This is a genomic window from Kitasatospora sp. NPDC101447 (assembly GCF_044767225.1).
Taxonomy (GTDB): domain Bacteria; phylum Actinomycetota; class Actinomycetes; order Streptomycetales; family Streptomycetaceae; genus Kitasatospora.
In genome coordinates this window covers 16235-37196 of record NZ_JBIWNL010000013.1, presented here as the reverse complement: position 1 = coordinate 37196, position 20962 = coordinate 16235, and the positions used below count along the sequence as shown (strand labels likewise).

At 72.5% G+C, this 20962-nt stretch carries 24 protein-coding genes and 1 pseudogene; 12 read left to right on the top strand and 13 right to left on the bottom strand.

All coding sequences use genetic code 11. The annotated features are described in order from the left end of the window. Positions 1–99: 99 nt before the first annotated feature. Positions 100–1947 carry a methyltransferase gene (locus tag ACIRST_RS20040; protein WP_402803274.1) on the top strand — a complete coding sequence of 616 codons (1848 nt, stop codon included), beginning with the start codon at positions 100–102 and terminating at the stop codon, positions 1945–1947. Here the strand turns inward: ACIRST_RS20040 and ACIRST_RS20035 are convergent. Both ACIRST_RS20035 and ACIRST_RS20030 read right to left on the bottom strand, forming a co-directional pair. Further along, on the bottom strand, positions 1913–2275 hold the full coding sequence (locus ACIRST_RS20035) for a hypothetical protein (RefSeq protein WP_402803273.1): 363 nt from the start codon (positions 2273–2275) through the stop codon (positions 1913–1915). The two genes, ACIRST_RS20040 and ACIRST_RS20035, sit on opposite strands and share 35 nt — an antisense overlap. Beyond that, positions 2253–2651, bottom strand: coding sequence for a hypothetical protein (locus tag ACIRST_RS20030; RefSeq protein WP_402803495.1), 399 nt, complete (start codon positions 2649–2651; stop codon positions 2253–2255). The genes ACIRST_RS20035 and ACIRST_RS20030 overlap by 23 nt, the downstream gene beginning before the upstream one ends. Before the next feature lie 149 nt (positions 2652–2800). On the opposite strand from ACIRST_RS20030, the gene ACIRST_RS20025 reads away from it, so the two are divergent. Together ACIRST_RS20025 and ACIRST_RS20020 are read left to right on the top strand one after the other, a co-directional pair. Further along, the gene (locus tag ACIRST_RS20025; RefSeq protein WP_402803272.1) at positions 2801–3430 is read left to right on the top strand and encodes a hypothetical protein; all 630 of its coding nucleotides are present in this window, start codon (positions 2801–2803) and stop codon (positions 3428–3430) included. Positions 3431–3495: 65 nt separating this feature from the next. Further along, positions 3496–4191: a transposase gene (locus ACIRST_RS20020; protein WP_402803271.1), complete on the top strand. Its 696-nt coding sequence runs from the start codon at positions 3496–3498 to the stop codon at positions 4189–4191. Positions 4192–4213: 22 nt separating this feature from the next. On the opposite strand, the gene ACIRST_RS20015 is transcribed toward ACIRST_RS20020, so the two are convergent. Both ACIRST_RS20015 and ACIRST_RS20010 read right to left on the bottom strand, forming a co-directional pair. Next, positions 4214–4597 carry a hypothetical protein gene (locus ACIRST_RS20015; RefSeq protein ID WP_402803270.1) on the bottom strand — a complete coding sequence of 128 codons (384 nt, stop codon included), beginning with the start codon at positions 4595–4597 and terminating at the stop codon, positions 4214–4216. 86 nt (positions 4598–4683) lie between these two features. Beyond that, positions 4684–5607, bottom strand: a complete 924-nt coding sequence (locus tag ACIRST_RS20010; RefSeq protein ID WP_402803269.1) for a S41 family peptidase — start codon at positions 5605–5607, stop codon at positions 4684–4686. 58 nt (positions 5608–5665) lie between these two features. Between ACIRST_RS20010 and ACIRST_RS20005 the strand changes: the two genes are divergently transcribed. Beyond that, positions 5666–6190, top strand: coding sequence for a winged helix-turn-helix domain-containing protein (locus ACIRST_RS20005; RefSeq protein WP_350520380.1), 525 nt, complete (start codon positions 5666–5668; stop codon positions 6188–6190). Positions 6191–6346: 156 nt separating this feature from the next. Here the strand turns inward: ACIRST_RS20005 and ACIRST_RS20000 are convergent, their stop codons facing one another. Together ACIRST_RS20000 and nadC are read right to left on the bottom strand one after the other, a co-directional pair. Beyond that, positions 6347–7216 (bottom strand): PhzF family phenazine biosynthesis protein, encoded by an 870-nt coding sequence (locus ACIRST_RS20000; protein ID WP_402803268.1) that lies wholly within the window; start codon positions 7214–7216, stop codon positions 6347–6349. Between the two features lie 166 nt (positions 7217–7382). Further along, positions 7383–8351, bottom strand: coding sequence for a carboxylating nicotinate-nucleotide diphosphorylase (gene nadC / locus ACIRST_RS19995; protein WP_402803267.1), 969 nt, complete (start codon positions 8349–8351; stop codon positions 7383–7385). Between nadC and ACIRST_RS19990 the strand changes: the two genes are divergently transcribed. The 3 genes from ACIRST_RS19990 to ACIRST_RS19980 all read left to right on the top strand — a co-directional run bounded on the left by ACIRST_RS19990 (position 8350) and on the right by ACIRST_RS19980 (position 9503). After that, entirely contained in the window at positions 8350–8811 is a 462-nt protein-coding gene (locus ACIRST_RS19990) for a MarR family winged helix-turn-helix transcriptional regulator (protein WP_402803266.1), read from the top strand. The genes nadC and ACIRST_RS19990 overlap by 2 nt on opposite strands. Then, positions 8808–9020 carry a hypothetical protein gene (locus ACIRST_RS19985; RefSeq protein WP_402803265.1) on the top strand — a complete coding sequence of 71 codons (213 nt, stop codon included), beginning with the start codon at positions 8808–8810 and terminating at the stop codon, positions 9018–9020. The genes ACIRST_RS19990 and ACIRST_RS19985 overlap by 4 nt, the downstream gene beginning before the upstream one ends. Before the next feature lie 174 nt (positions 9021–9194). After that, positions 9195–9503, top strand: a complete 309-nt coding sequence (locus tag ACIRST_RS19980) for a hypothetical protein (RefSeq protein ID WP_402803264.1) — start codon at positions 9195–9197, stop codon at positions 9501–9503. A 2-nt stretch (positions 9504–9505) separates the two neighbouring features. On the opposite strand, the pseudogene ACIRST_RS19975 reads toward ACIRST_RS19980, so the two are convergent. Next, positions 9506–9852: pseudogene (locus tag ACIRST_RS19975) on the bottom strand (transposase); the annotation flags it as partial. Positions 9853–9904: 52 nt separating this feature from the next. After that, entirely contained in the window at positions 9905–10327 is a 423-nt protein-coding gene (locus tag ACIRST_RS19970; protein WP_402803263.1) for a hypothetical protein, read from the bottom strand. Between the two features lie 498 nt (positions 10328–10825). On the opposite strand from ACIRST_RS19970, the gene ACIRST_RS19965 reads away from it, so the two are divergent. Together ACIRST_RS19965 and ACIRST_RS19960 are read left to right on the top strand one after the other, a co-directional pair. Further along, entirely contained in the window at positions 10826–11452 is a 627-nt protein-coding gene (locus ACIRST_RS19965) for a class I SAM-dependent methyltransferase (protein WP_402803262.1), read from the top strand. 63 nt (positions 11453–11515) lie between these two features. Beyond that, on the top strand, positions 11516–11911 hold the full coding sequence (locus ACIRST_RS19960) for a hypothetical protein (protein WP_402803261.1): 396 nt from the start codon (positions 11516–11518) through the stop codon (positions 11909–11911). Here the strand turns inward: ACIRST_RS19960 and ACIRST_RS19955 are convergent. Beyond that, a complete protein-coding gene (locus tag ACIRST_RS19955; protein WP_402803260.1) occupies positions 11908–12996 on the bottom strand; it encodes a VWA domain-containing protein in 1089 nt (362 codons plus the stop codon). The two genes, ACIRST_RS19960 and ACIRST_RS19955, sit on opposite strands and share 4 nt — an antisense overlap. 293 nt (positions 12997–13289) lie before the next feature. Between ACIRST_RS19955 and ACIRST_RS19950 the strand changes: the two genes are divergently transcribed. Both ACIRST_RS19950 and ACIRST_RS19945 read left to right on the top strand, forming a co-directional pair. Then, positions 13290–14072: a hypothetical protein gene (locus ACIRST_RS19950; RefSeq protein WP_402803259.1), complete on the top strand. Its 783-nt coding sequence runs from the start codon at positions 13290–13292 to the stop codon at positions 14070–14072. Positions 14073–14410: 338 nt separating this feature from the next. Beyond that, positions 14411–15256, top strand: a complete 846-nt coding sequence (locus tag ACIRST_RS19945) for an RNA polymerase sigma factor (RefSeq protein WP_402803258.1) — start codon at positions 14411–14413, stop codon at positions 15254–15256. 77 nt (positions 15257–15333) lie between these two features. On the opposite strand, the gene ACIRST_RS19940 is transcribed toward ACIRST_RS19945, so the two are convergent. The 3 genes from ACIRST_RS19940 to ACIRST_RS19930 all read right to left on the bottom strand — a co-directional run bounded on the left by ACIRST_RS19940 (position 15334) and on the right by ACIRST_RS19930 (position 17704). Next, positions 15334–16083, bottom strand: coding sequence for a hypothetical protein (locus ACIRST_RS19940; RefSeq protein ID WP_402803257.1), 750 nt, complete (start codon positions 16081–16083; stop codon positions 15334–15336). Between the two features lie 419 nt (positions 16084–16502). Further along, complete coding sequence (locus ACIRST_RS19935) at positions 16503–17264, bottom strand: SDR family NAD(P)-dependent oxidoreductase (RefSeq protein WP_402803255.1); 762 nt, start codon at positions 17262–17264, stop codon at positions 16503–16505. Then, positions 17261–17704 (bottom strand): VOC family protein, encoded by a 444-nt coding sequence (locus ACIRST_RS19930; protein WP_402803254.1) that lies wholly within the window; start codon positions 17702–17704, stop codon positions 17261–17263. The genes ACIRST_RS19935 and ACIRST_RS19930 overlap by 4 nt, the downstream gene beginning before the upstream one ends. A gap of 47 nt (positions 17705–17751) precedes the next feature. Here ACIRST_RS19930 and ACIRST_RS19925 point away from each other — a divergent pair, with 47 nt between their 5' ends. Next, a complete protein-coding gene (locus ACIRST_RS19925; protein WP_402803253.1) occupies positions 17752–18474 on the top strand; it encodes a GntR family transcriptional regulator in 723 nt (240 codons plus the stop codon). Here ACIRST_RS19925 and ACIRST_RS19920 read toward each other — a convergent pair. Further along, complete coding sequence (locus ACIRST_RS19920) at positions 18441–20948, bottom strand: Helicase associated domain protein (RefSeq protein ID WP_402803252.1); 2508 nt, start codon at positions 20946–20948, stop codon at positions 18441–18443. The two genes, ACIRST_RS19925 and ACIRST_RS19920, sit on opposite strands and share 34 nt — an antisense overlap. Positions 20949–20962 lie beyond the last annotated feature (14 nt).

The following is a 20962-nucleotide window of genomic DNA, read 5'->3' as shown; positions in this document are numbered from 1 at the left end:
CCGCCCGCACTTGTTCCCGCCCCCACCTGTTCCCGCCCCTCCCCCGGCACCGCGGTCCGAACCGCCGGGACCCGACCACCGGAAGGTAGGACGTCCCCGATGACGGCGACACCCCTGACGACTGTGCCCCTGACGACTGCGCCCCCGCCCGTGCTGCCGGCGCCCGTACTGCCGGCGCCCCCGGACGACGCGGCCCGCCTGCGCGAGGCGGCCGCGTTCGTCGAGGAACAGGACACCGCCACCCTGCTCCGCCGCCTGCTGCCCGGCCTCGCCGGCCCGGAGCTGCGAGCGCTGGCGGACCACTGCCGCTTCGCGCACGCCGCACTGCTCGTCTTCCCGCCCGACGAGGCGACGCTCCGCGCCCACCTGACCGCCTGCGGGCTGGCCCCGGACACCCCCTCGTACCCGAGCACCGTCGTGCGGCAGCGCCTGGCCCGCCGGCACGGGCGCGGCGAGGCCGAACTCGACGTCAGGATCCTGCGCCCGCCGGTGCCCGGGCCGCGCCGGGAGCAGCGCACGGTCGAGGTGTTCGCGCTGACCGTGCCGCCGGGCTCGGACCTCGCCGCGATCGCCGCGCACGAACGCGCCCACCGGCACGAGGCGCACGTCGCCTTCGAGGTCGCCCGCCCGGACCCGCTGGTGCTGAGCGGCCTGTGCTCGCTCCTGGCCCGCTACGGCGCCGTACCCGACGGCGGCGGGTACAACCCGCACGAGGACGGCACGGTCCTCTACTTCGCCGCCCCAACCCACGCCACGGCCGGGTACCGGCGGGTCGAGCTCCACGCCCGGGGCGACCACCCGACCGTGCTCGCCGCCCACCTCAACACGGAAGGCCCGGGTACGGAAGGCGCAGGTACGGAAGGCGCGGGCGCGGAGGACACGGGAGCCGGACACACCGGCGCGGACCGGACGGCCGAAGCGCTCCTGCAGCTGCTGACCGGCGCGTGGACCACCCAGGCCCTGGCGGTCTGCGCACAACTGCGGCTGCCCGACGCCCTGGACACCCGCCGCCCGGCGGGCCCGCAGGCACTGGCCCGTACGGTCGGAGCCCACCCGCGCAGCCTGGCGACCCTCCTGCGCTACCTCGCGATGGTGGGCGTGACGGCCAGGGAGGGGGACGGTTTCCGGCTCACCGAGCTCGGCGCCCTGCTGCGCACCGACGCCCCCGGCTCGATGCGGCCGCTGGCCCTGATGTACGGCGGCCCGTTCTACCGTTCCTTCGGCGCCCTGGGCCACACCGTGCGCACCGGCAAGGCCGGCTTCGACCACCTCTTCGGCGAGAACCACTTCGAGCACTTCGCCCGGGACCCTGAGCTCGCCGAGCTGTTCGACCGGTCGATGGCCGCGAGCTCGCGGATGTTCGAGCCGGTCCCCGCCCACCCGGTCCTCGTCGCCGCGGACGGAGGGGCGCGCCCGGCCACCGTCGTCGACGTCGCCGGTGGCAACGGCGAACTCCTGGGACGCGTCCTGGCCGCGCACCCGCACCTGCGGGGCGTCCTGCTGGAACGCCCGCACGCCGTGGACGCGGCACGCCGGCTGCTCGACGCGGCGGGCTGCGGCGAGCGCTGCACCTACCGCAGCGGCGACTTCGCCGACGTCCCGCCGGGCGCGGACGTCTACCTGCTGTCCCGGGTGCTGCACGACTGGGACGACGCGCGCTGCCGCGAGATCCTGCGCCACTGCGCCCGTGCCATGCCCGCCCACGCCGACCTGCTCGTCATCGAACGCCTCCTGCCCGAGGACGGCTCGACCTCCCTGGCGACGGCGTGGGACCTCCACATGATGTGCAACACCGGCGGTCGCGAACGCCGCGCCGACCACTACGCCCGTCTGCTGGCCGACGCCGGCCTCCGCCTGGTGGACCACTCGCCCCTGCCGCTGGGCGCCGCCGTCCTGCACGCCCGCCGGACCGTCAGCGGACCCGGTCGAGCGGAGGGAACCGCGTGATCTCCTCGTCGAGCCAGGTGTAGGTCTCCAGGTAGGACAGGTAGCCGGCGTGGGCGAAGACGAGCACTCCACCGATGGGCTGCCCGTCGGCGCCGAGGACTTCGGCGTCGGCGACGACGGAACCGCCGGTGACGGGAGCGGCCTGCGCGAGGGTCTCGTCCAGCCCGAGCCCGATGCTGGCGCAGGAGCACGTGCAGTGCCCGGTCACCCGCAGGTGCGGGATCTGCGCCCGCAGAGCGCGGTGGGCGGGGGTGTCGCCGCTGAGGAGTGTCTCCAGCAGCTCGACGGCTTCTGCGGGTACGCGATCACTGGTCGTGCTGGTTTCCATGACCCGACCTGACCAGCCGACCAGGTCGGACGTCAAACCGGATTCCGGCACATCCGGTGCCCCACCTGGCCTCGCGGGCCACACGACCCACCCGACGGCCCGGCCCCGAGGCTGTCCAGTGCCGCATCAAGCAACGTTCGCCCTCTCGTACGTACGGTCGTTTCATGAACATCAGTGGACAGCCCGGGCTGGATGAGATCGAGGAGCGATTTGTCGCGGTCCCGGACGGGTGGCCGAGTCGCGACGAAGCGGACCGGTGGGCGGCGCGCGCAGACGGTGCTGCTGTCCGCGCAGGGCCCGGATCGCCGGTCCTCGCGCCCGCCCCGGCGTAGGCCTCGTCGGTGAAACCGGAGGCCGCCCCGGCCGCCGACTCCACCACCACCTGGTAGCCGGGGCCCCGCAGTTGGCGGACGGTGGCCGGGGTCGCGGCGACCTGGGGTCGCACGAGCGGAATCGGCGGTACCTGGTGACGACACCCCTGCGAAGTGGCAAGCTGGCCGGGACACGACCAAATGGGGGGTAGACGTGCCAAAGAAGGGCCCTAAGGGCGAGTACGCCGAAAGCACACCCGAAGCGGAATCGATCCTTCGGAACTACTGCCAGTCCATCTCGTTCGACCCGGAGGGCCTCAGCGACAAGGACTGGACCGCCGTGGTCAGGGTCGCCTGCGACCCTCGTGAGGGCCTCGACCCGGCCCGGCAGATCCTCTCCGACGACAAGATCCAGGAGTTGCGCGGAGCGGCGCAGGCCGTGCGCCAGGCGAGGCTGGACGCCGACTCCGCCGATCTCCTCAACCAGATCCAGGCGGACGGCCAGTTCAACGGCTCGCACGTGGAGGACATCCTCAACCAGTTCTGCCACTCCTATGTCGCCGCGGGTGAGCGCAACCCGACGCTCTCGGTCGAGTACAACGGTGCCGACTACGAGACCCTGCGCACCCTCTGGGCGGCGGCGCAGGGCATCTGCAACGACGCCGTGGCGGCCGGGGCCGTGCACCCGTTCTTCACCAACTTCCATTCCTCTCCGGCGCAGAACAAGCAGGCCGCAGGCAAGGGCAACGTCGGAGCCACCCTGGACTCGCGCACATGGCAGGGAAACCTCCTGGTCAATCTCGGTGGCGCCACGTTCAACATGCACATCAACATCAAGAACTGATGCCGCATCAAGCAACGTTCGCCCTGTCGTGACGCGCTGTCCGGTGGTGATCCGGGCGGCGCGTCGTGCGTCATGCTGAGCGGGATGTGGCCAAGATCGCCGAAGTGACGTTCACCAGCCCGGACCGCGTCCGGGACGTGATCCACAACGTCAACGCCGACGGGTTCGCCTCGCTCTACCCGAAGTACAACGGCGGCCGACCCAGGACCTTCACGCTGCCCGCACGCCGTGAGGTCAAGAAGATCGCCAAGTCCAGACCGGTCGAGCACGGCCTGCCGTTCTCGACCTGGAGTCTGGTCAAGCCGGCCGACTTCCTGGTCGCCGAGGGGGTGGTCGACGACATCGGTTTCGCCGCCTACGACCTGCGCAAAGACCAGCTCTACGGCCACATCAGGAAAACGAAGAACCGGTCGAATTTCTTGGGGTTCTGCCGCTACCTCCGATCCCTCCACCCGACCGGCACACGCATCGCGATCATCTGCGACAACTACTCACCGCACCTGACGACCAAGCGGTGCCAGCGAGTCGGGACCTGGGCCACGGCGAACAACGTCGAGATCGCCTACACCCCGACCAACAGCTCCTGGCTCAACCGGATCGAGGCCCAGTTCACCGCCCTGCGCTACTTCGCCCTCGACGGCACGGACCACCCCAGCCATAGGGCCCAGGGCAGCATGATCCGCCGCTACATCATCTGGCGGAACAAGAACGCCGCCGACAAGCGCCTCAAAGCCCTGGTGAGCCGGGCCAACGCAGCCTGACCTGCCACGGCGACAACGGTCGTCACCACAGCTGCAGGAAGCTCCGGACGTCGTCATAGCCGTCGACGGCCCGACCGTCCACGTCTGACGGGTCGGCCTCGGCCCGCGTCGCCAGCGACTGTGAGAGCGCGAGGGCTACATGGCTGAGGCGCCCGAAGCGTCGAGCCGTGTGTCCCAGGCACAGGCCGGCCAGCCCGAGCAACGGACTGCCAGACACTGCCCGCGTCCCGACCTGCACGCACCAGTGCTCGACAAACTCCGCGTCGTCGTCGTTCAACGCGGCCCCGACCAGGACGCCCGCCGCCTCGCCCTCCGCCGAGCGGTCGCGCAGAGCCCGCTCCAACATCTCGACCACCACCTCGTGAGGCAGCGCAGGAGGGTTCTCGAAGGTCAGATGAGAATGCACCCCGCGAGACTACGCGGACCCCGTCCGACAGTTGCCTGCCGCCGCCCCGTCCGGCGGGACGCGGGCGAACGTTGCCTGATGCGGCACTAGGCCGCCAGGCGGGCCGTGGCCAGGGCCAGCGCGCGGTCGAGCGCGTCCCCGGCGTCGCACGGGACGTCGGGGCGCACGCCCGTCCCCTCCCAGTTGGTGCCCGAGACGGCGTTGACGCCGCGGGCGACCGGCACGGAGAGCTCCAGGTGCGGGTGCACCGTCCAGCCCTCGCGCGGGTGGGCGCCGCCGCGGGTGGTCTCGCCGACGATCTCGGCGCGCTTCAACTGCTGCAGGTCGTAGGCGAGTTCCTCGCCGGCGGAGAACGTTTCCCCGCTGGTGAGCACGTAGAGCGGCTTGCTGCCGCCGAAGCGGGCGCCCGGCACGAACGAGGGCGTCCAGAACTGCTCGGCCACCTCGCCCTGGCGCTTGAGCAGGGTTTGGAGATGGGTGCGGCCGTCGATCAGGTAGCCGCAGACGAAGGCGACCGTGTTGGGGTCGCCACCGGCGTTGCGGCGCAGGTCGATGATGAGGGCGCGGGCCGGGGCGACCAGGGAGAGCGCCGCGGTCAGCGGCTGCGCCGCCCAGTCCAGCGGGAACATGTGCGGTGCCAGCTCCAGGAGCGCGACGCCGCCGTCGAGGAGTTCCACGCGGGGTACCCCGCCCAGGGAGTCGTCGAACTTCCGGCGCATCTCCGCCATCACCGCGGCGCCCCGGTGCTCCGGCACCGGTTCCGCGTGGTACTTGAGCGCCAGGTGGAGGTCGCCGTTGACGGACCGCAGATCGGCGGTGACCGCATCGGCCAGCTCCTCGGCGGTTCCGGCCGGGTAGGCGCCCTCGGAGCTGCGGCGCCGCAGCAGGTCCGCCAAGTCCCGGGCGACATCGGGGAAGACGTAGTTCTCGGCGAGCAGGGCGGCGATGGACTCGACGGCGGCGGTGGTAGCAACGGTGTCCAGCGCGGGAATCGCGGTGATGGCAGTCATGGCAGAGAAGTAGACCAGCGGCTTGCCAAAGCGTCAACAGCACTTAACACTTGATTCCGTGAACCAGCCATCAGCAGACGACGCCCAGCAGATCGACACACCCCTGCAGCACGCCGCGCTCGCCCACCCCCTGCGCCAGCGCCTGCTCTTCGCCCTGAGCGGCCAACCGTCGACGATCAGCAAGCTGGCCGCACAGCTGGGGGTGAACAAGGGCAGCGTCTCCCACCACCTCAAGGTGCTGCGCGAGGCGGGACTGGTCCAGGAGGCCGGGACCCGGCAGGTCCGCGGCGGCACCGAGCAGTACTACCGGCGGACCGCGGAGCGCCTCAACGTCGCCGAGCCGCAGGCCGAGGGCATCGCCGCCCTGCTCGGCGCCGTCGCCCAGGAGGTGGACCGCTCCCCCGTCGAACACACGCTGTCCCTGCGCCACATCCGGCTCAGCCCGGCCAAGGCGGCCCGACTGGCCGAGGCCCTGGCCCGGCTGGTCGACGAGGCGGAGGAGGACTCGCCGGACGAGCCGGTGCACGGCGTGCTGGTGACGCTCTACCAGCAGGCGGGCCCCACACCGCGCCCCCGCCCCTGACCACCCTACCCCGCCACACCGCGGCCCCGCTCCCAGCCGCCCCGCCTCGACGCCCGGTCCGGCGACGACGGTTCTGTCCATGCCCACTGCGCGTCAGCCAACGGCCCGACCAGACCGACGATCCGGTGATCGGAAAGGAACACCCCAGGCGTCGCCTCAGTGTCCGCCGCGGACCACCGCCAACCCGCCGACCCGGGTCGTGATGCCCGCCGGCCCGCGTCGGGCCGAAGCGAGCACGCTGGCCGGTCGACCGAGGGTGTCACCCTGCTCCACCTCGATCGCGACCGTCTGCGCGCCTGTCGTGTCGAGCAGGTGGGCGGCCAGGCAGCCGGTGCTGTTGGCGTTGGCGACGTCCTCGTCGACACCGATCGCCGGCGCGAACATCCGCGCCGCACCCGGCCGGTCGCCCACCGGCGGCACGTACACGAAACAGCCGAGGAGCCCGTACCGCCGACACGCCGCTGTCAGCCTGCCGAGGTCTGGGCGGACCCTGAGCAGCGCCGACCGGTCGTGGACCGGTACCAGCATGCGGGGTGCGCCGGGCGCGGCGATCCGTGGCGCGTCGGTCGGATGCGGGTCGTCCGCGGTGAGCCCCAGCGCGGCGACGATCGCGGCGCGCTCGTCCGGTGCCGGGTGACGCAGCGCGACCAGGCCCTGGTCGAACCACACCTCGATTCCGGTGGGGCGGCGGATCGCGACGGTGTCGAACGTGCGCCCGCCGGTGTGTTGGCGGTCGTTCAGCTCGCCCAGCGCGGTGCGGGTCAACCGGACCGCCTGCGCGGCGACGGTGCCGTGGCCGCAGCCGGACAGTTCGGCGGTGGCGGTGAAGAACCGGACCGGCCGGCCACCGTCCGGCCTCCGCTCCGGGCCGAGGAACGCCGCGTGCGAGGTGCCGGCCGCAGCAGCGACCGCACGCCGGTCCGCGTCCGTCGCCGCGGGGTCGTCGTCGGTGACGGCGGTGGGGCTGCCGCCCCGGCCGTCGCGCCGCACGCACGCATCGACCACCGTGACATCCGGCCAGGACATCGGCCCGGGTGTTGGACGACGACTCCCGCCGGACCCGGCCGACCACACCTTCACCACGTCCTGACTCCGGCTTCGTGGGCGACGACTCGACCGTCACGGGACAGGACGCGCCCGCCGCCGGCCATGGCAGGCGATCCAGCCCGTCCACGCTGGCGGAGCCCCGGCCTCATCCGACCCTTGCCGGGTGTCCGCCATCCGCCGGCGCCGTCGGCGTCAGCAGCAGACTGAGGTCGAACGCCGGCGCGCTGTGGGTGATGGCACCGACGGATATCGCGTCGACTCCGGTCTCCGCGACGGCTCTGACCGTGTCCAGCGTGATGGATCCGGACGCCTCAAGTCGGGGCCCTTCCGGCCCTCGCAGTGCCACGATGTGCCGCATGTCGTCGATGGACATGTTGTCCAGCATGATCCACTCGACTCCCGCGCGCAGCACCTCGATGGCCTGGGCGGTCGACTCGACCTCCACCTCGACGGCGACGCCCCGCGTGTTGCACGCGCGCACTGCCGCGATCGCGGCGCTCACGCCGCCCGCCGCGGCGATGTGGTTCTCCTTGAGCAGGACCATCGCCGCGAGGTCGAGCCGGTGGTTGCCCGCTCCGCCGGCGGCGACCGCGGCCTTGTCGAACGCTCGAAGCCCGGGCGCTGTCTTGCGGGTGTCCAGGATCCGTACCGGAAGCCCGGCCACCGCCTCCGCGAAGGCCGCGGCGGTGGTGGCGATGCCGGACATGCGTTGCAGGAAGTTCAGAGCCGTCCGCTCGCCGGTGATGATCTCTCGTGCGGGTCCTGCCAGCGTGAGCAGGTCCTGCCCGGTGTGGACGCGGTCGCCGTCCCGAACGTGCGAGGTGACGACGACGTCGCTGCCGAGCTGCCGGTACACCTCGGCGGGGATCGCCGTGCCGGCGATCACGCCGTCTTGGCGAGCGACGACGCGCGCCTGGGTATGGGCGCCGTCCGGCACCGCCCAGCGGGTGGTGATGTCGTCCTCGGCGCGGTCCTCGGCCAGGGCCCGGCGCACGGCGTCCGCCATGGTGCCGACGGCGACCGCCGCATGGTGCGCCGGGTGCGGAGCCGGGGCACCGCGTTCGGGGCGAGATATATATAAAGCATTCATATAAATATTGTATGCTTCATGCATGAGCCGCCGTCAAGACACCACCCGTAGCGCTTCCACCGCGATCGGGTCGGCCCTCTACGGGCTGGCCACCACGACCGTGAGACGCCTTCCGCGCGACATGAGCATCACGTCCGCCGCCACCCTGGCCACCCTGCACAGGACCGGCCCGCGACGCATCACCGATCTGGCCGCGATCGAGGGTGTCACCCAGCCCGCGATGACCGTGCTGGTCCGGGTGCTGGAGGAGTCCGGACTGGTCGAGCGGAGGGGCGACGCCTCCGACAAGCGGGTCACGCTGGTGTGTCTGACCGAGGCCGGCGCGTCGTACGTCCAGACTCGGCACCAGTCGGGCGTCGATGCGTTCGCGCGGCTGATCGACGACCTCTCCGACAACGAGGTCGAGGCCCTGGTGGCGGCGCTTCCGGCGCTGGCGCACCTGGCAGAGCTCGAAAGCCAGGACCGCGAAGCGCCGAAGCGGTGACGGGGCCCACCCCGGAGCACTCCGACGCACGGCTGCCGGCCCCCGCCCTCATGTTCATCGCCCTGGTCGTGGCGGCGATCGCCGGCCTCGGGGCGCTGCTGATCACCAGTGTGGCGACCACGTTCCACGTCTCGCTCGACCGGCGAACGACCACGCCTACGCCACCGCAGCGCTGGTCGGCATCGCCGCGGTGGCGGTCACCGCCCTGACCGCCACCGCTCTCGCCCGCCGGTAGGGCGGCAGCCCCGGCGCACGCCGCCCGGCCGCTCCGAGACGACCCGGGCGGAAGGCTTACTGATCATTTCAGAATGACACGCTTGGCCGGCTGGTTGCGCACTGGAAAGATGCGACCGAGACTGGGCGCTTTTGATCGGGGGCAAGTAGTGACGCAGTGGCAGCTCTTGCAGGGGGACACCTTGCTCGGCGAGCTGAGTGAGTACGGCTGCGACCAGCCGTTCTTTCTGGCGCACTTCACCCCAGGGCCGGGCTGGGAGAGCGCGATGGGGTTGTTCGAGGCATGGGCGGCTCTCAGGGGGCCGGACCCGGATGGCTCTCACACCGTCGCTGTGATGAAGCCGTTGCGGGACTTGGGCCTCACACTGGCTCCGGTCGGCGGCGGCCAGCCTGTGCTGCAGGTGTTCAGGAACTGCACATTGCGCATCGACGGATCTGAGGCGCGCCTGCGTTACTGACCTGGTGAGTGGCGATTCCGCCGAAGTCGTCGCAGGCAGATGACGCTGCAAGCAAGCTGGGTGACGTCATGGCGGTTGCCGCCGGTGAGCGTGACAGCCAACGGGGTTCCGTGGCGGTCGACGATCAGATGGTGCTTGGAGCCGGGGCGGGCGCGGTCGACGGGCGAAGGGGCCAACATGATCCCCCCTTTCAGGGCCCGGACGTGCGAGCCGTCCACGGCGCAGTCGTCCAGGTCCAGCGAGTCCGTGCGGCGCAGTTCGGTCAGCAGGGCGGAGTGCAGGGGGGTCAGACGCCCGCTTCGGTCCAGTCCCGTAGCCGGCGCCAGGCCGTGACGCCGGAGCAGCCCACGGTCTCGGCGACCGACAGCCTGTCGGACTCAGCATCCCCCAACTCTCGGGTGTCAATCCGGAGGAATCGGTACGGAATTCCAGATGTCGAGGGGGTCGTACGGGGCTCCGACTTCGCAATCTTGCAGGATTACGTGGCCGAAGTGTGGACCAAAGCCCGGTTGGGCTTCTAGGCAGACCTTAAATCCGGGGAATCCAGGGAAGTCGCCGAACACCTCCTTGCTCTGGAATACCCAGCCGCCCCCGACCGCCACCGACTCGAACACGGTTTGTGGCCCGTTGCACGGGGTCAGAACGACCACAGGATGAACAGTGTTCGCGTAGCTGATGCATTGCCCGGTCAACCTGTTTTCGAGCTTGACGTCGCCTATATCGCCCGACACGAGCAGAGCTTTCCAGCGCTGCTGATCCGTTATGGAGGGCCCGTTCAAGCGAATGGTTCCGTCGACCTGGAACGTTTCTGACAGCACATCCATGGCGCGGACAGAACCAATTTGGTCTCGTACAGTGGTCCGTATCTGGAACCAGCCGGCTGGCGGGTAGGCGTTGGCGGATGTTGCCGAGAGAGGGATTAGACCTCCGGACAGGATCAGGATTGCTGCCAGTCTCGGAAGAATTCTTCGGCCCGGCGTTCGCCTGTTCATCGCTGTCCCCTCTCGTGAGAATGAGGGAAATTCGACGTGGCGGCTGATCCGGTCAAATCTAAGGCGATGTCAGGGTTTCGGTAGATCGAGCACTGGGCAGCTCGGCCACGTCGCTTCGGCCGTAGTTGGCATAGCCGCCTTAACCACCGTATCGCCAGCCTGGCGATGCTGCGATCTCGTCCTGGCCGCTCAGCGATCCCGGCCCCGGCTCGACAAACGCGCCCTGGGTGTGATGCCGTTCTCCGGAAGTCCTTCGGCGTTGACGCGCATCCACGGAGCTGGTGAAAAGGCGTCGCGCTGGGGGACCTCCGGGCACTAGCGTGCGGCGGCGTGGACGTAGAAGATCCCAAGGACTTGGTCCGGCGCGGGTATGACCTGCTGTCGAAGCGCTATGAGCGCGCATTCGGCAGCGAGACGAAGTACGGCTCGTGGATAGGGCAGCTGCTTGACCGGATCCCGGATGCGGCCACGGTCTTGGATGTCGGGTGTGGGACCGGTGTTCCGGTGGCCCGCTCGCTTGTCACGGCCGGTCACCGCGTCACTGGTGTCGACATCAGCGAGGTCCAGATCCGCAGGGCCCGGGAACTGGTGCCGGATGCCGACTTCATCCGGGCTGACGCCACGGCTCTGGAGCTTCCGCAGGAGAGCTTCGATGCTGTGGTCTCTTTGTATGCGCTGATCCACATTCCGTTGGAGGAACAGCCCGCCCTGCTGGAGCGGATCGCTTCCTGGCTTCGGCCGGGGGGATGGTTCCTGGGCACCACCGGGCACCAGGCCTGGACCGGGACTGATGAGGACTGGCTCGGCGGCGGGGTCGCGATGTGGTGGAGCCACGCGGACGCCGCCACGAACCGCTCCTGGCTCGTGAAGGCCGGCCTCGACGTGGTCCACGAAGAGTTCGTGCCCGAGGGGAAGAGCGGCCACGTCCTGTTCTGGGCTCGGCGAACCGCCGTGTGAACAGGTGACACTTGGCCGGCTCTCCCTCGGGCCGTCGAGGCGCTCGACACCAAGCCGATCATCATGGGCCACTCCTTCGGCGGCGCCTTCGTCCAGCTCCTCCTCGACGCCGGCTACGGCTCGGCCGGGGTCTCCATCGACGGCGCGCCGGTGAAGGGTGTGAAGGCGCTGCCGTTCAGCGAGATCAAGGCGACCTTCCCGGTGCTGAAGAACCCGGCCGACAAGAGCCGCGCGGTGCCGATCACCGAGAAGGAGTTCCACTACGCCTTCACCAACAACCTGACCGAGGAGGAGTCCAAGGCGGTCTACGACCGCTACTCCGTCGCGGTCTCCGGCCGCATCCTCTTCCAGGGCGGCTTCGCCGCCGTCACCCCGCACGCGGCGACCACGTACAACTTCGCCAACGACCACTGCCGAGGCCTTCCACCTTCGGGGCTCGCGGCGCCGGTCGGACCCTAGAGCATGACCAGCAGCTTGGTGCCCGGGACGAGCTTGCGGTTGACGGACGTCGACTGGACGAACACGGTGTACGAGGGGTTGTCGCCGGGCTTCACCGCGACCTCCGAGGCCGGCAGGCCGAGGAGTGCGCGGGCCGCCGGACCGGAGAACACCTTGCCCGTCATGCGGCCGGTGACCGGGTCCTTCTCGGCGACGGCGAGCTGCTTGCGGCCCTGGATCTTCTCGCGCTTGGACAGCTCGTAGTAGGCGCAGCCGGTCTTGTAGGTGTGCCCGGAACCGGTGACGAAGTCGCGGATCGGCATGGCCTCGTCGACCGGGACCAGGATGTACTTGCCGGCGTCCAGGGCGTCGAGGCTGGCCGTCACGTCGGCGCTGCTGAGGTCCTGACCCATGGTGAAGAGGTTCCGGGTGCCGCGCACGCCCTTCTCGCGGCCGCGCAGGAAGCTGGTGGCGGCCGTCTTCACGGTGCCGATGGCCTCCTCGACGCCCTTGGTGGAGTCCGCGTCCCAGATCGCGATGTTGCCCGCGGGGAAGCCGTACTCCTGGGCGGTGCGCTTGGCCAGGGAGTTCGGGACGAGGATCGCCGACGTCCAGTGGCCGGGGAGGTCGTCCATCGCGCCCTTGATGCGGCCCATCCAGGTCTTCAGGACGACCTTGCCCTCTCCGCCCATACGGGTGTGCATCGAGCCGACCTCCGAGTAGCCGGAGGCGTTCTCCTCGCCGTCCGTCACGACGACCTGGAGGAAGGAGTGCTCGCCGTAGCCCTCCCAGATGTTCTTCAGGTCGTCGACCGACTTCACGGCCGCCTCGATCAGCGCCGTCGCGCCGTTGTCGACCTTGTAGAGGCCGCGCAGGGACGGCAGGTGCTTGACGTCCATGTCCCAGACCAGGTTGTGCACCTGGTGGTCGAACGCGTAGAGGCTGATCCGGGTCTCGTGGCCGAGCCGGTCGGACTCCTCCTGGAGGCCCTTCACGAATTCGTCCACCACGCGGATGAGCTGTGCCTCGTGCTGGCGCATCGAGCCGGACTTGTCGACCACGAGCGAAACGTGGTTGACCTTGTGCTTGATCCTGTTCGCGGACATGCTTCTCCCCTTTTCCAACACGCTTTTCGACGCCATTTCCGGCGCCTTCCAGCGCGCCCCTCCGACGTTGGTTACACACTACGGCGAGGCACTGACAGTCGGCCCTGACCTGGGAGTTCGTCCGGTCATCCGGAGACCGCCGGACGAATGGATCCGACTCTCCGAGGTGCTTTCCACGACGCGCCGCGGTACCTCCCGGGAAGCGAATTCCGGGAACTCCGCTCCGCGGAGCGGATCCTGGGGCAGAATCACCGGAAGTCAGGGGGAACGCGTCGAGGGGGGAAGGGCCAGGAATGGGGATCTTCAGCCGCAAGAACCGGGACCGGGCAGCCGCGCCGCAGGACACGCACCAGGACGCGCCGCCGCGGGTGGAACCGCAGGACGCGCCGCCGCGGGAGGCACCGCAGGACGCACCGCCGCGGGAGGCACCGCAGGACGCACCGCAGGACGCATCGCCGGGCGTGCCTCGGGACGCGCTGCCGGGCCTGCCGCCGGAGCTGGTCGGGCAGGGCGGATCCTGGATCTACGAGGTCGCCGGCGAGTACTCCACGGAGACCTGGGCGCCGCCCGAGTCGATCCGGCGCTGGTGGGAGGTGGACCGCGACGGCAACGTCATCGGCGGGCCCGTCGAGAACGAGCACTTCGGCCCGCCCCAGGACGACCTCACCCGTGCGACCGACCCCGATGGGCCGCTGGGCTGGCTGACCGACCCGGAGACGGCCGTCCGCCAGTGGCTGGCCGTCGCGCTCGAACGGATCGTCGAGGGCGTCGAGATCCACTGGCTCAAGGTCATCGACACCCCGGTCGTCCTGGCCGGCAACGACGCGTCCGACTTCGCCCCGCCGGACTTCGGCCAGGACCCGCCGTCCCGGATCGGCGTCGCCGTCCCGGTCGGCTTCGGGGGCCAGGTGGACGGCCACGACCCGGCGGTGGCCTGGGGCCTGCTGCTGTGGGTGATGGTGACCGACGGATCGGACGAGAACCTGCAGAACGTCTGGCTCCGCTACGAGGTCGAGGTGGATCGCGCGGCCGAGAGCCTGCGCATCGTCCTCCAGGCGCCCGACATCCAGTTCTGAGGAGATGCCCGTGGCGGCCTGCGGGGGCCTGCGCCGGACCCCCACCCGGGTCGGCCTCCCGTGGGACAGCGCGGCCCGGACGGTAAACGCCCGGGCCTGCGAACGCCACTTCCGGGCAGCCGCCCAGGCACCCGGACCGGGAGCCCGCCGAGGGCGGCCCGACCCCGGAAGGCACACCGCATGATGGATCCCCTGACCCTGCTGCTCCACGGCCCCGTACCCGCGGTGCCGGAACCCGCCGACGCCCTCGCCCGGCCGGCCCGCGCCGAGCGAGCGTCGGACAGGCCGGCGTCGGACAGGCCGGCGTCGGGCGGGGCCCGGTGAGCGGGGAGCCCACGATGCCGTTCGAGGAGGCATACCGGCTGTACCACGGCCGGCTCCTGCGGGCGGCGCGCCGGCAGGCCGCCGAGCTGGGCCTGTCCGAGCGGGACGCCGACGTCGAGGCCGTCGTCCAGGACACCTTCGAGGAGGCGCTGCGCGTCTGGGACACCGTCAGAATCCCCTGGGCCTGGCTCTACACGGTGGCCCGGCGCCGGATCGCCCGATGCGTCCCGGCGGCGGTACGCCGGGCGCACGGGGAACCGGCGCAGCACGCCGTGCAGGGGGCGGTCCGCTGGAGCACGGCCGCGCCGGCGGCCGACGCCGAGGACTTCGCCGCCGCGCGGGAGGTCACCGCCTTCATCCGGCGGATGCCGCAGCAGCGGCAGCAACAGGTGGCCTACCTCCGGTACGTCATGGGCTGGGACTTCACCGAGATCGCCGAGCAGCTGGGCTGCCGCCCGGCGACCGCGCGCGTCCACGCCCTGCGCGTGCGCAAACGCGTCGCCGAACTGGCGGCCCTGGGGCACACCGTGGACGAGGCGATGACGGTCGCGGACCGCGACCGCGGCTCGGTGTCGATCGACTTCGTCCTGGCGACGGGTGTCGCCTTCGGGGTCCTCGGAGTGCTCGTCCAGGCCGGGCCGCCGTGGGCATGTGCGGTGCTGGGGGGCGTGTCGCTGGTCGGCCTGGTGGCGTTCTCGGTCCGGGCGACGGCCGTGCACGAAAACGGGCGGGAGGACGGGCGGGAGGACGGACGGGAGGACGGGCGGAGCGCGCCCCCCGAGAACCGCGGTGACGCGGGTGGCCCGGAAGGGCGCCGTACGGGCGGCGGCGAACCCCGAGGGGCAGGAGGACCACCCTGACCGCGCTCTCCACCGGCCGCAGGGCCTGCCCGGGCCGGCGCCGCCCGTCTGCCCGCCTGCCCGTAGCCCGTCAGCCGTCAGCCCGTCAGCCCCTCGGCGGTCCACCAGGCGCGGGGGTCGTCGCAGCCGCCGACGGCGAGCCGCTCGCCGTATCCCTGCTCGACGAGGCAGCCGCCCCGGTGGGCGTGGAGCCGCAGCCGGAGGGAGGTCCGCCCGTCGGACGGGCCCGGCTCCGGGGGTCGCAGGGGCGCGTGGTCGTCCTCGACGCGCCACCCCTGGCCGGCGTCCTGCTGCCCGTCGTCGGGCCGTTCCCGGGAGAGGTAGACCGAGCCGTCCGGGTCGGCGGTGAGCAGGAGGGGCCCGCCCGCGTCGTCGTCGGTGCTCGCCAGCGGGGACCGGACGGTCACCTCGCCGTCGGGGGCGGGCCGGACGAGCCATTCCTGGCCGTCCTCTCCGCTCTCCGGTATGGCGACCACCGCGGCGCCCTCGGCCGCGCGGGAGGCGTCGACCCCGGCCGCCGCCATGCGCAGCGACGCCGGCCAGGAGGTCAGGGTGCCGAATCCGCTCGGCTGCCGGGGCTCGGCCTCCGGAGGTACGGCCCGCAGTCGGGCGGCCGGCTGCTCGGACGGGCTCCCGGTCCGGTCGTCCGGCTCGCGCAGCAGGGCTCCGCCGTGGCCGGCGGGCTGCTCGGGGCCGACGGTCGTGGCGGGTGGCGGTGCTTGCGTCCGCGGCGCCGCCGGGTTGTCCTGACGGACCATCAGGAGGCAGGTGAGCAGGGCGAACGCGGTGGTGGTCTGCGCGGCGACGCGCGCGGGGCTGTGGGACAACTGGTCTTTCCTCCCCGGCAGTTCGGTATGCGGCGGGCGCCCGTGCCGCCGCCCGGACCGGGGTCCGCGCGGCGGCACGATCGGCGGCACGGGAGCCGGCCGCCGTCAGGCGCCGTCCGGTATAACGGCCGACGCGGCCAGGAGGGACGTCCTCGCGGTGGCATCGGCCGGCGCGGTGGTGTCACCGACTTCGCAGCGCCTGCGGCGATGCCGCACAGCGGACGGCGCCTGATCGTGCCGGAGCGGGGGCCGGGGAGCTCGCCGACGGCCCCGCACCGACCCCACAGCGACCCCGCACCGGCCCCACACCGGCCCCGCACCGGCCCCACAGCGGCTCGGCGACATCGACCCCGCACCGGCCCTGCAGCGGCCCCCACCAGGCCTCCGGCGGCCCTGCGACACACCGGCCCGCCGGCGTCTCACAGGCGCAGGTGGGACGCCCCGTTGAGGTCGAGGATGGTGCCGGAGGCCCACGTGGCCTCGGGCGAGGCCAGGTAGAGCACGGCCGCGGCGACCTCTTCCGGGGTGCCGACCCGGCCGAACGGGCTCTGGGCGCGCAGGGCCTGCCCGGACGGGCCGGCCAGGCGGTCGGCGACCCGGTCGGTGGCGGTGAACCCGGGGGCGACCGAGGTCACCGAGATGCCGTGCGGGGCCAGGGCGACGGCCAGGGACTGGCCGAGGGCGTGCAGCGCGGCCTTGCTCGCGCCGTACGCGGGGTGGTCCGGCTCGCCGCGGAAGGCCCCCCGCGAGCCGATGTGCACGATCCGGCCGGGTGCGCCGCGGGCGATCATGCGGCGGGCCACGCAGTAGCCGAGGTTCGCGGCACCGAGCAGGTTGACGTCGACCATCCGCCGCCAGACGCGCTGCCAGTCCTCGTACGACACCTCGGCCACCGGGTGGGCGTTCGCCGCCGAGGTGGCGACGGCGGCGTTGTTGACCAGGACGTCGACCCCGCCGAGCGCCTCTTCCGCGTGCTCGGCGATGCGCTCGGCCGCGGACGGGTCGCCGAGGTCGCCGTCGACCAGGACGTGCCCCTCGCCGGGCAGCGCGGCCAGGGTCTGCTCGGCCTGCTGCCGGTCCGTCGCGTAGTGCACGGCGACGCGGTCGCCCCGGGCGGCGAACGCCTGCGCCACCGCTCGGCCGATGCCCCGGGAGGCGCCGGTCACCAGGACGCCCCTCATCGCGCGAACATCCGGGTCTCGTCGCGGAACGCCTTGAACTCCAGGGCGTTCCCGGCCGGGTCGAGCAGGAACATCGTCCACTGCTCGGCGGGCTGCCCGGCGAAGCGCAGGGACGGCTCGACGACGAACGCGGTTCCGGCGTCGGTCAGTCGCCGGGCGAGGACCTGGAAGGCGTCGACGTCCAGCACCAGCCCGAAGTGCGGTACGGGGACGGGGCGGCCGTCCACGGTGCCGTGCCCGGCGGGCTCGGGACGGGAGCCGCCGGCCTCGGTGCGGGAGCCGGCGACGAGGTGCGTCACCAGCTGGTGGCCGTGGAGGTCCCAGTCGACCCAGCCGTCGGTCGAGCGGCCCTCGGGGAGGCCGAGCACGCTGCCGTAGAACGCGCGGGCGCGGGCCAAGTCGTCGACGGGGATGGCGAGATGAAAGGCGGGACGAGTCATGGTTCCCCACCTTGATCCCGGCACCCATCCAATGTCAACATTCGGACATGAACGATGAACCCCTGCGGAAGGCGGTCCGGCGCGGGCTCGCCGACGAGGTCGCCGACCGGGTCCGCGACGCGATCCTCGACGGGCACTACCCGCCCGGCTCCCCGCTGCGCGAGGTCGAGCTCGCCGAAACGCTGGGCGTGAGCCGCGGGGCCGTGCGCGAAGGGCTCGCGCAGCTGCAGCGCGAGGGGCTGATCCGCACCGGCTGGCACCGGCCGACCACCGTCGTCGCGGCGACCGCCGTCGACGTCGAGGAGGTCTACCGCGTCCGCGCCGCGCTCGACCGGCTGGCCGCCGTCACCGCGATGCGCCGCGCGACGCCGGCCCAGCTCGACCGGCTCGACCGGCTCGTCGACGAGATGGCCGCCGAACTGGCCGCCGGCGCCGGGGTCCCGCGGCTGCTCGCCCTCGACATGGCCTTCCACGACCGGATCTACGAGGCCGCCGGGAACGGCCGCCTCACCGCCGCCTGGCAGGCCGTACGCTCCCAGGTGTTCCTCTTCCAGCTGCAGCGGGTCTCGCTCGCCCAGGGCGGGTACCGCGCACTGGTCGTCGACGAGCACCGCGAACTCGCCCGGCTGCTGCGGGCGGGCGGTGACGAGCAGGAACTCGACCGGCTGGCCGCCGAACACGTCGACACCGCCCGCCGCAGCCTGTTGGCCCTGCTGGCGGACCGGCCGACGACCGGTCAGCCGCCCACGGAGCCGCCGGCGTCCCCCTGAAGGGCCCCGTGCGGGACGGCGCCCTGCGGGAGCGCGCCGTGCCGAAGAGCGCCCTGCGCGAGCGCGCCCTGCGGGAGGGCGTCCAGCAGCGCGGACTGCCGGGCGGTCAGCCTGCCCTCCGTCCGGGCCCTGTCCTGCTTGCGCAGCCAGGTGCCGGGGCGGAACGCCGGATCGGCCGGGCCGCCGGTGCGGTTGACGGGCCCGGTGAGGGTGCCGCCGCCCTCCAGGTAGGCGAGCAGGCGCCGGTACGAGCGGTTCCAGTCCGGCTCCAGCCGCCACAGCCCGTCCAGCGCGTCGAGCTTCGCCCCCTGCTCCCCGGCCAGGTTCTCGGCCCGGCGCTGGCGGCGCATCCACGCGCCCACCGCGTAGCCGTCCAGCTTGGCGGTCGCCGGGATCGCCAGGTGGCCGTGCCGGTGCTGGAAGGCCCTCGCGTACGCGTAGCCGCGTTCCCAGGCGCCCGCGTGCTTCGACCAGATCATGCCGAGCGCGTCCAGTTCGGACACCCGGGCGGGGTCGAGCAGGCCCTGGCCGCGCAGGTGGCGCTGCCGGGCGAGCCAGGAGACCAGCCCGCCGTGGGCGGTCCGGTCGGTGGGGTCGAGGTGGCCGTGCTCCAGGTGGAACACCGCCGCCACCGCGTACATGCGCTGCCACTCGGCGGCCCGCGGGTTGAACACCCGGAGCTTCACGGCCCGCAGGATCGTGTCGGCGTGGCGCCGGGCGTCGATCCGCAGCCACTCGACCGGCGACTGCGGCGGCGGTACGGGCCGCTGCTCCGCCGCGGCGGCCTCCGACCCGACGGCATCCCCCTCAGCGCCGGCCCCCTCAGCGCCGGCCCCCTCAGCGCCGTCCCTCTCAACGCCGGCCCGCTCAGCGGCCTCCCCCTCGACGGCCCCCTCGGGGCCGGTGGCTGCGGCGGCGGCTGCGGTGTGCTGCGGCTGGGCGCGGTGGGCGCGCAGCTCGGTGATCCGGCCCACCACCCGGGCGTCGTGCGCGGCCAGCGCCCGCAGGACCCGCCAGATCGTCCGGAAGGAACTCGCCTCGATCTCGGCGTCGGCCTCCGCCTTCACCGCCTCCCCCGCGTCGCGGACCTCGGCCGGGTCCGCGGCCGCCGTGTCGTCTCCGGCCGCCGGCGTCGGCAGGTAGACCGGGATGACCACCCACGACACCTTGCCCTGGCGGTAGGACTGGCGCAGCGCCCGGCCCACCGCCTGCACGATGTCGATGACGCTCGACTTCGGGTCGGCGAAGCAGACCGCGTCCACCGCGGCGATGTCGATGCCCTCCGACAGCAGCCGGGAATTCGCGAGGATGCCGCACTCCTCGCCCTCCTCGCCGAGCCGTTCGCCGGTGTGCGCCTTGAACTCCTCGAACGCGGCCCGGCGTTCCCGCAGCCGGTCGGTGCCGGCCACCGCCTTCGCCCAGATCCGCTCCGGCCGGTCCGCGTCGCCGAGCAGCTCGGCCGCCCCCGCCAGGGTGCCGGCGAACTCGCGGGCCGCCGCCACCCGGGAGTGGAAGGTGATCACGCGGCGCAGCTGGAGATCGGCGACCGCGCGCAGCACCGCGACCTGCAGGGCCAGGCGCAGCAGTTCCTCGTTGGTGCGCTGCGAGCGCAGGTCGGCGACGGCGGGCAGGTTGAGCAGGTCGCGCAGGTCGTCGTCCGTGACCACCGGCACCAGCACCCGGTAGTCGGCGAGGAAGCCGTGCTCGATGCCCTGCCCGAGGGTCCAGGTGTAGACGGTCGGGCCGTAGATCCGCTCGTCGTCCATCGAGCAGAGCGCGGGCAGGGTCTCGCCGGTGACGTCGTCCAGGCCCGCCGTCGCCGTGCGGTCGTCGGCGATCCGCGGCGTGGCGGTGCAGTACAGCCGGCGAACGGCGGGGACCTGCTCGTCGTCGTGGACGGCCGCCCACGCCTTGCCCTCGGAGCCGGCCGTACGGTGCGCCTCGTCGACGACCACCAGGTCCCAGGCCCCGAGCCCGAACTGCCGGTGGGCCTGGACGATCCGCTCCAGCGAGGCGTACGTCGCGTACACGGTGACCGGCTCCCCCGGGCCCGCCGAGGCGACGAGGTCCGCGATCCGCGCGGCCTGCGTGGACACCTCGGCCCTGACCCGGCCGCCCGCCTCCGCGCTCTCCAGCGCCTCCTCCCGCGAGCAGGCCGCCACCGCCAGTCCCCGCCGTCCGCCCCGCAGCGACCACGCCTCGGCCGTCTGCTCCAGCAGCTCGATCGTCGGCACCAGCACCAACACCCGTCCCCGGGCCGCCAGTCGACGCGCGCACGCGGCCGCGATCAGCGTCTTGCCGGAGCCGGTCGCCGCCACCACCGTCGCGCGGCCGCCCGCCTTCACGGCCCTCACGGCGGCGGAGGTGGCCTCCTTCTGGAACCAGTGCAGGGGCACCGGGTTCACCGCCGGGGCACCGGGCGCCTGCCCCGGGACGGTGGTCCCGGTGGCGGCGGCGGTCGTCAGGGTGTCCACGGCGCGGGTCTCTC

Coding starts and splice junctions, on each gene's coding strand:
- ACIRST_RS20040 (WP_402803274.1), top strand. CDS start 100: ATGACGGCGACACCCCTGACGACTGTGCCCCTGACGACTGCGCCCCCG.
- ACIRST_RS20035 (WP_402803273.1), bottom strand. CDS start 2,275: ATGGAAACCAGCACGACCAGTGATCGCGTACCCGCAGAAGCCGTCGAG.
- ACIRST_RS20010 (WP_402803269.1), bottom strand. CDS start 5,607: ATGACTGCCATCACCGCGATTCCCGCGCTGGACACCGTTGCTACCACC.
- ACIRST_RS20000 (WP_402803268.1), bottom strand. CDS start 7,216: ATGTCCTGGCCGGATGTCACGGTGGTCGATGCGTGCGTGCGGCGCGAC.
- ACIRST_RS19990 (WP_402803266.1), top strand. CDS start 8,350: ATGAGCCGCCGTCAAGACACCACCCGTAGCGCTTCCACCGCGATCGGG.
- nadC (WP_402803267.1), bottom strand. CDS start 8,351: ATGCATGAAGCATACAATATTTATATGAATGCTTTATATATATCTCGC.
- ACIRST_RS19970 (WP_402803263.1), bottom strand. CDS start 10,327: ATGGATGTGCTGTCAGAAACGTTCCAGGTCGACGGAACCATTCGCTTG.
- ACIRST_RS19960 (WP_402803261.1), top strand. CDS start 11,516: ATGGGCCACTCCTTCGGCGGCGCCTTCGTCCAGCTCCTCCTCGACGCC.
- ACIRST_RS19955 (WP_402803260.1), bottom strand. CDS start 12,996: ATGTCCGCGAACAGGATCAAGCACAAGGTCAACCACGTTTCGCTCGTG.
- ACIRST_RS19950 (WP_402803259.1), top strand. CDS start 13,290: ATGGGGATCTTCAGCCGCAAGAACCGGGACCGGGCAGCCGCGCCGCAG.
- ACIRST_RS19945 (WP_402803258.1), top strand. CDS start 14,411: ATGCCGTTCGAGGAGGCATACCGGCTGTACCACGGCCGGCTCCTGCGG.
- ACIRST_RS19935 (WP_402803255.1), bottom strand. CDS start 17,264: ATGAGGGGCGTCCTGGTGACCGGCGCCTCCCGGGGCATCGGCCGAGCG.
- ACIRST_RS19930 (WP_402803254.1), bottom strand. CDS start 17,704: ATGACTCGTCCCGCCTTTCATCTCGCCATCCCCGTCGACGACTTGGCC.
- ACIRST_RS19925 (WP_402803253.1), top strand. CDS start 17,752: ATGAACGATGAACCCCTGCGGAAGGCGGTCCGGCGCGGGCTCGCCGAC.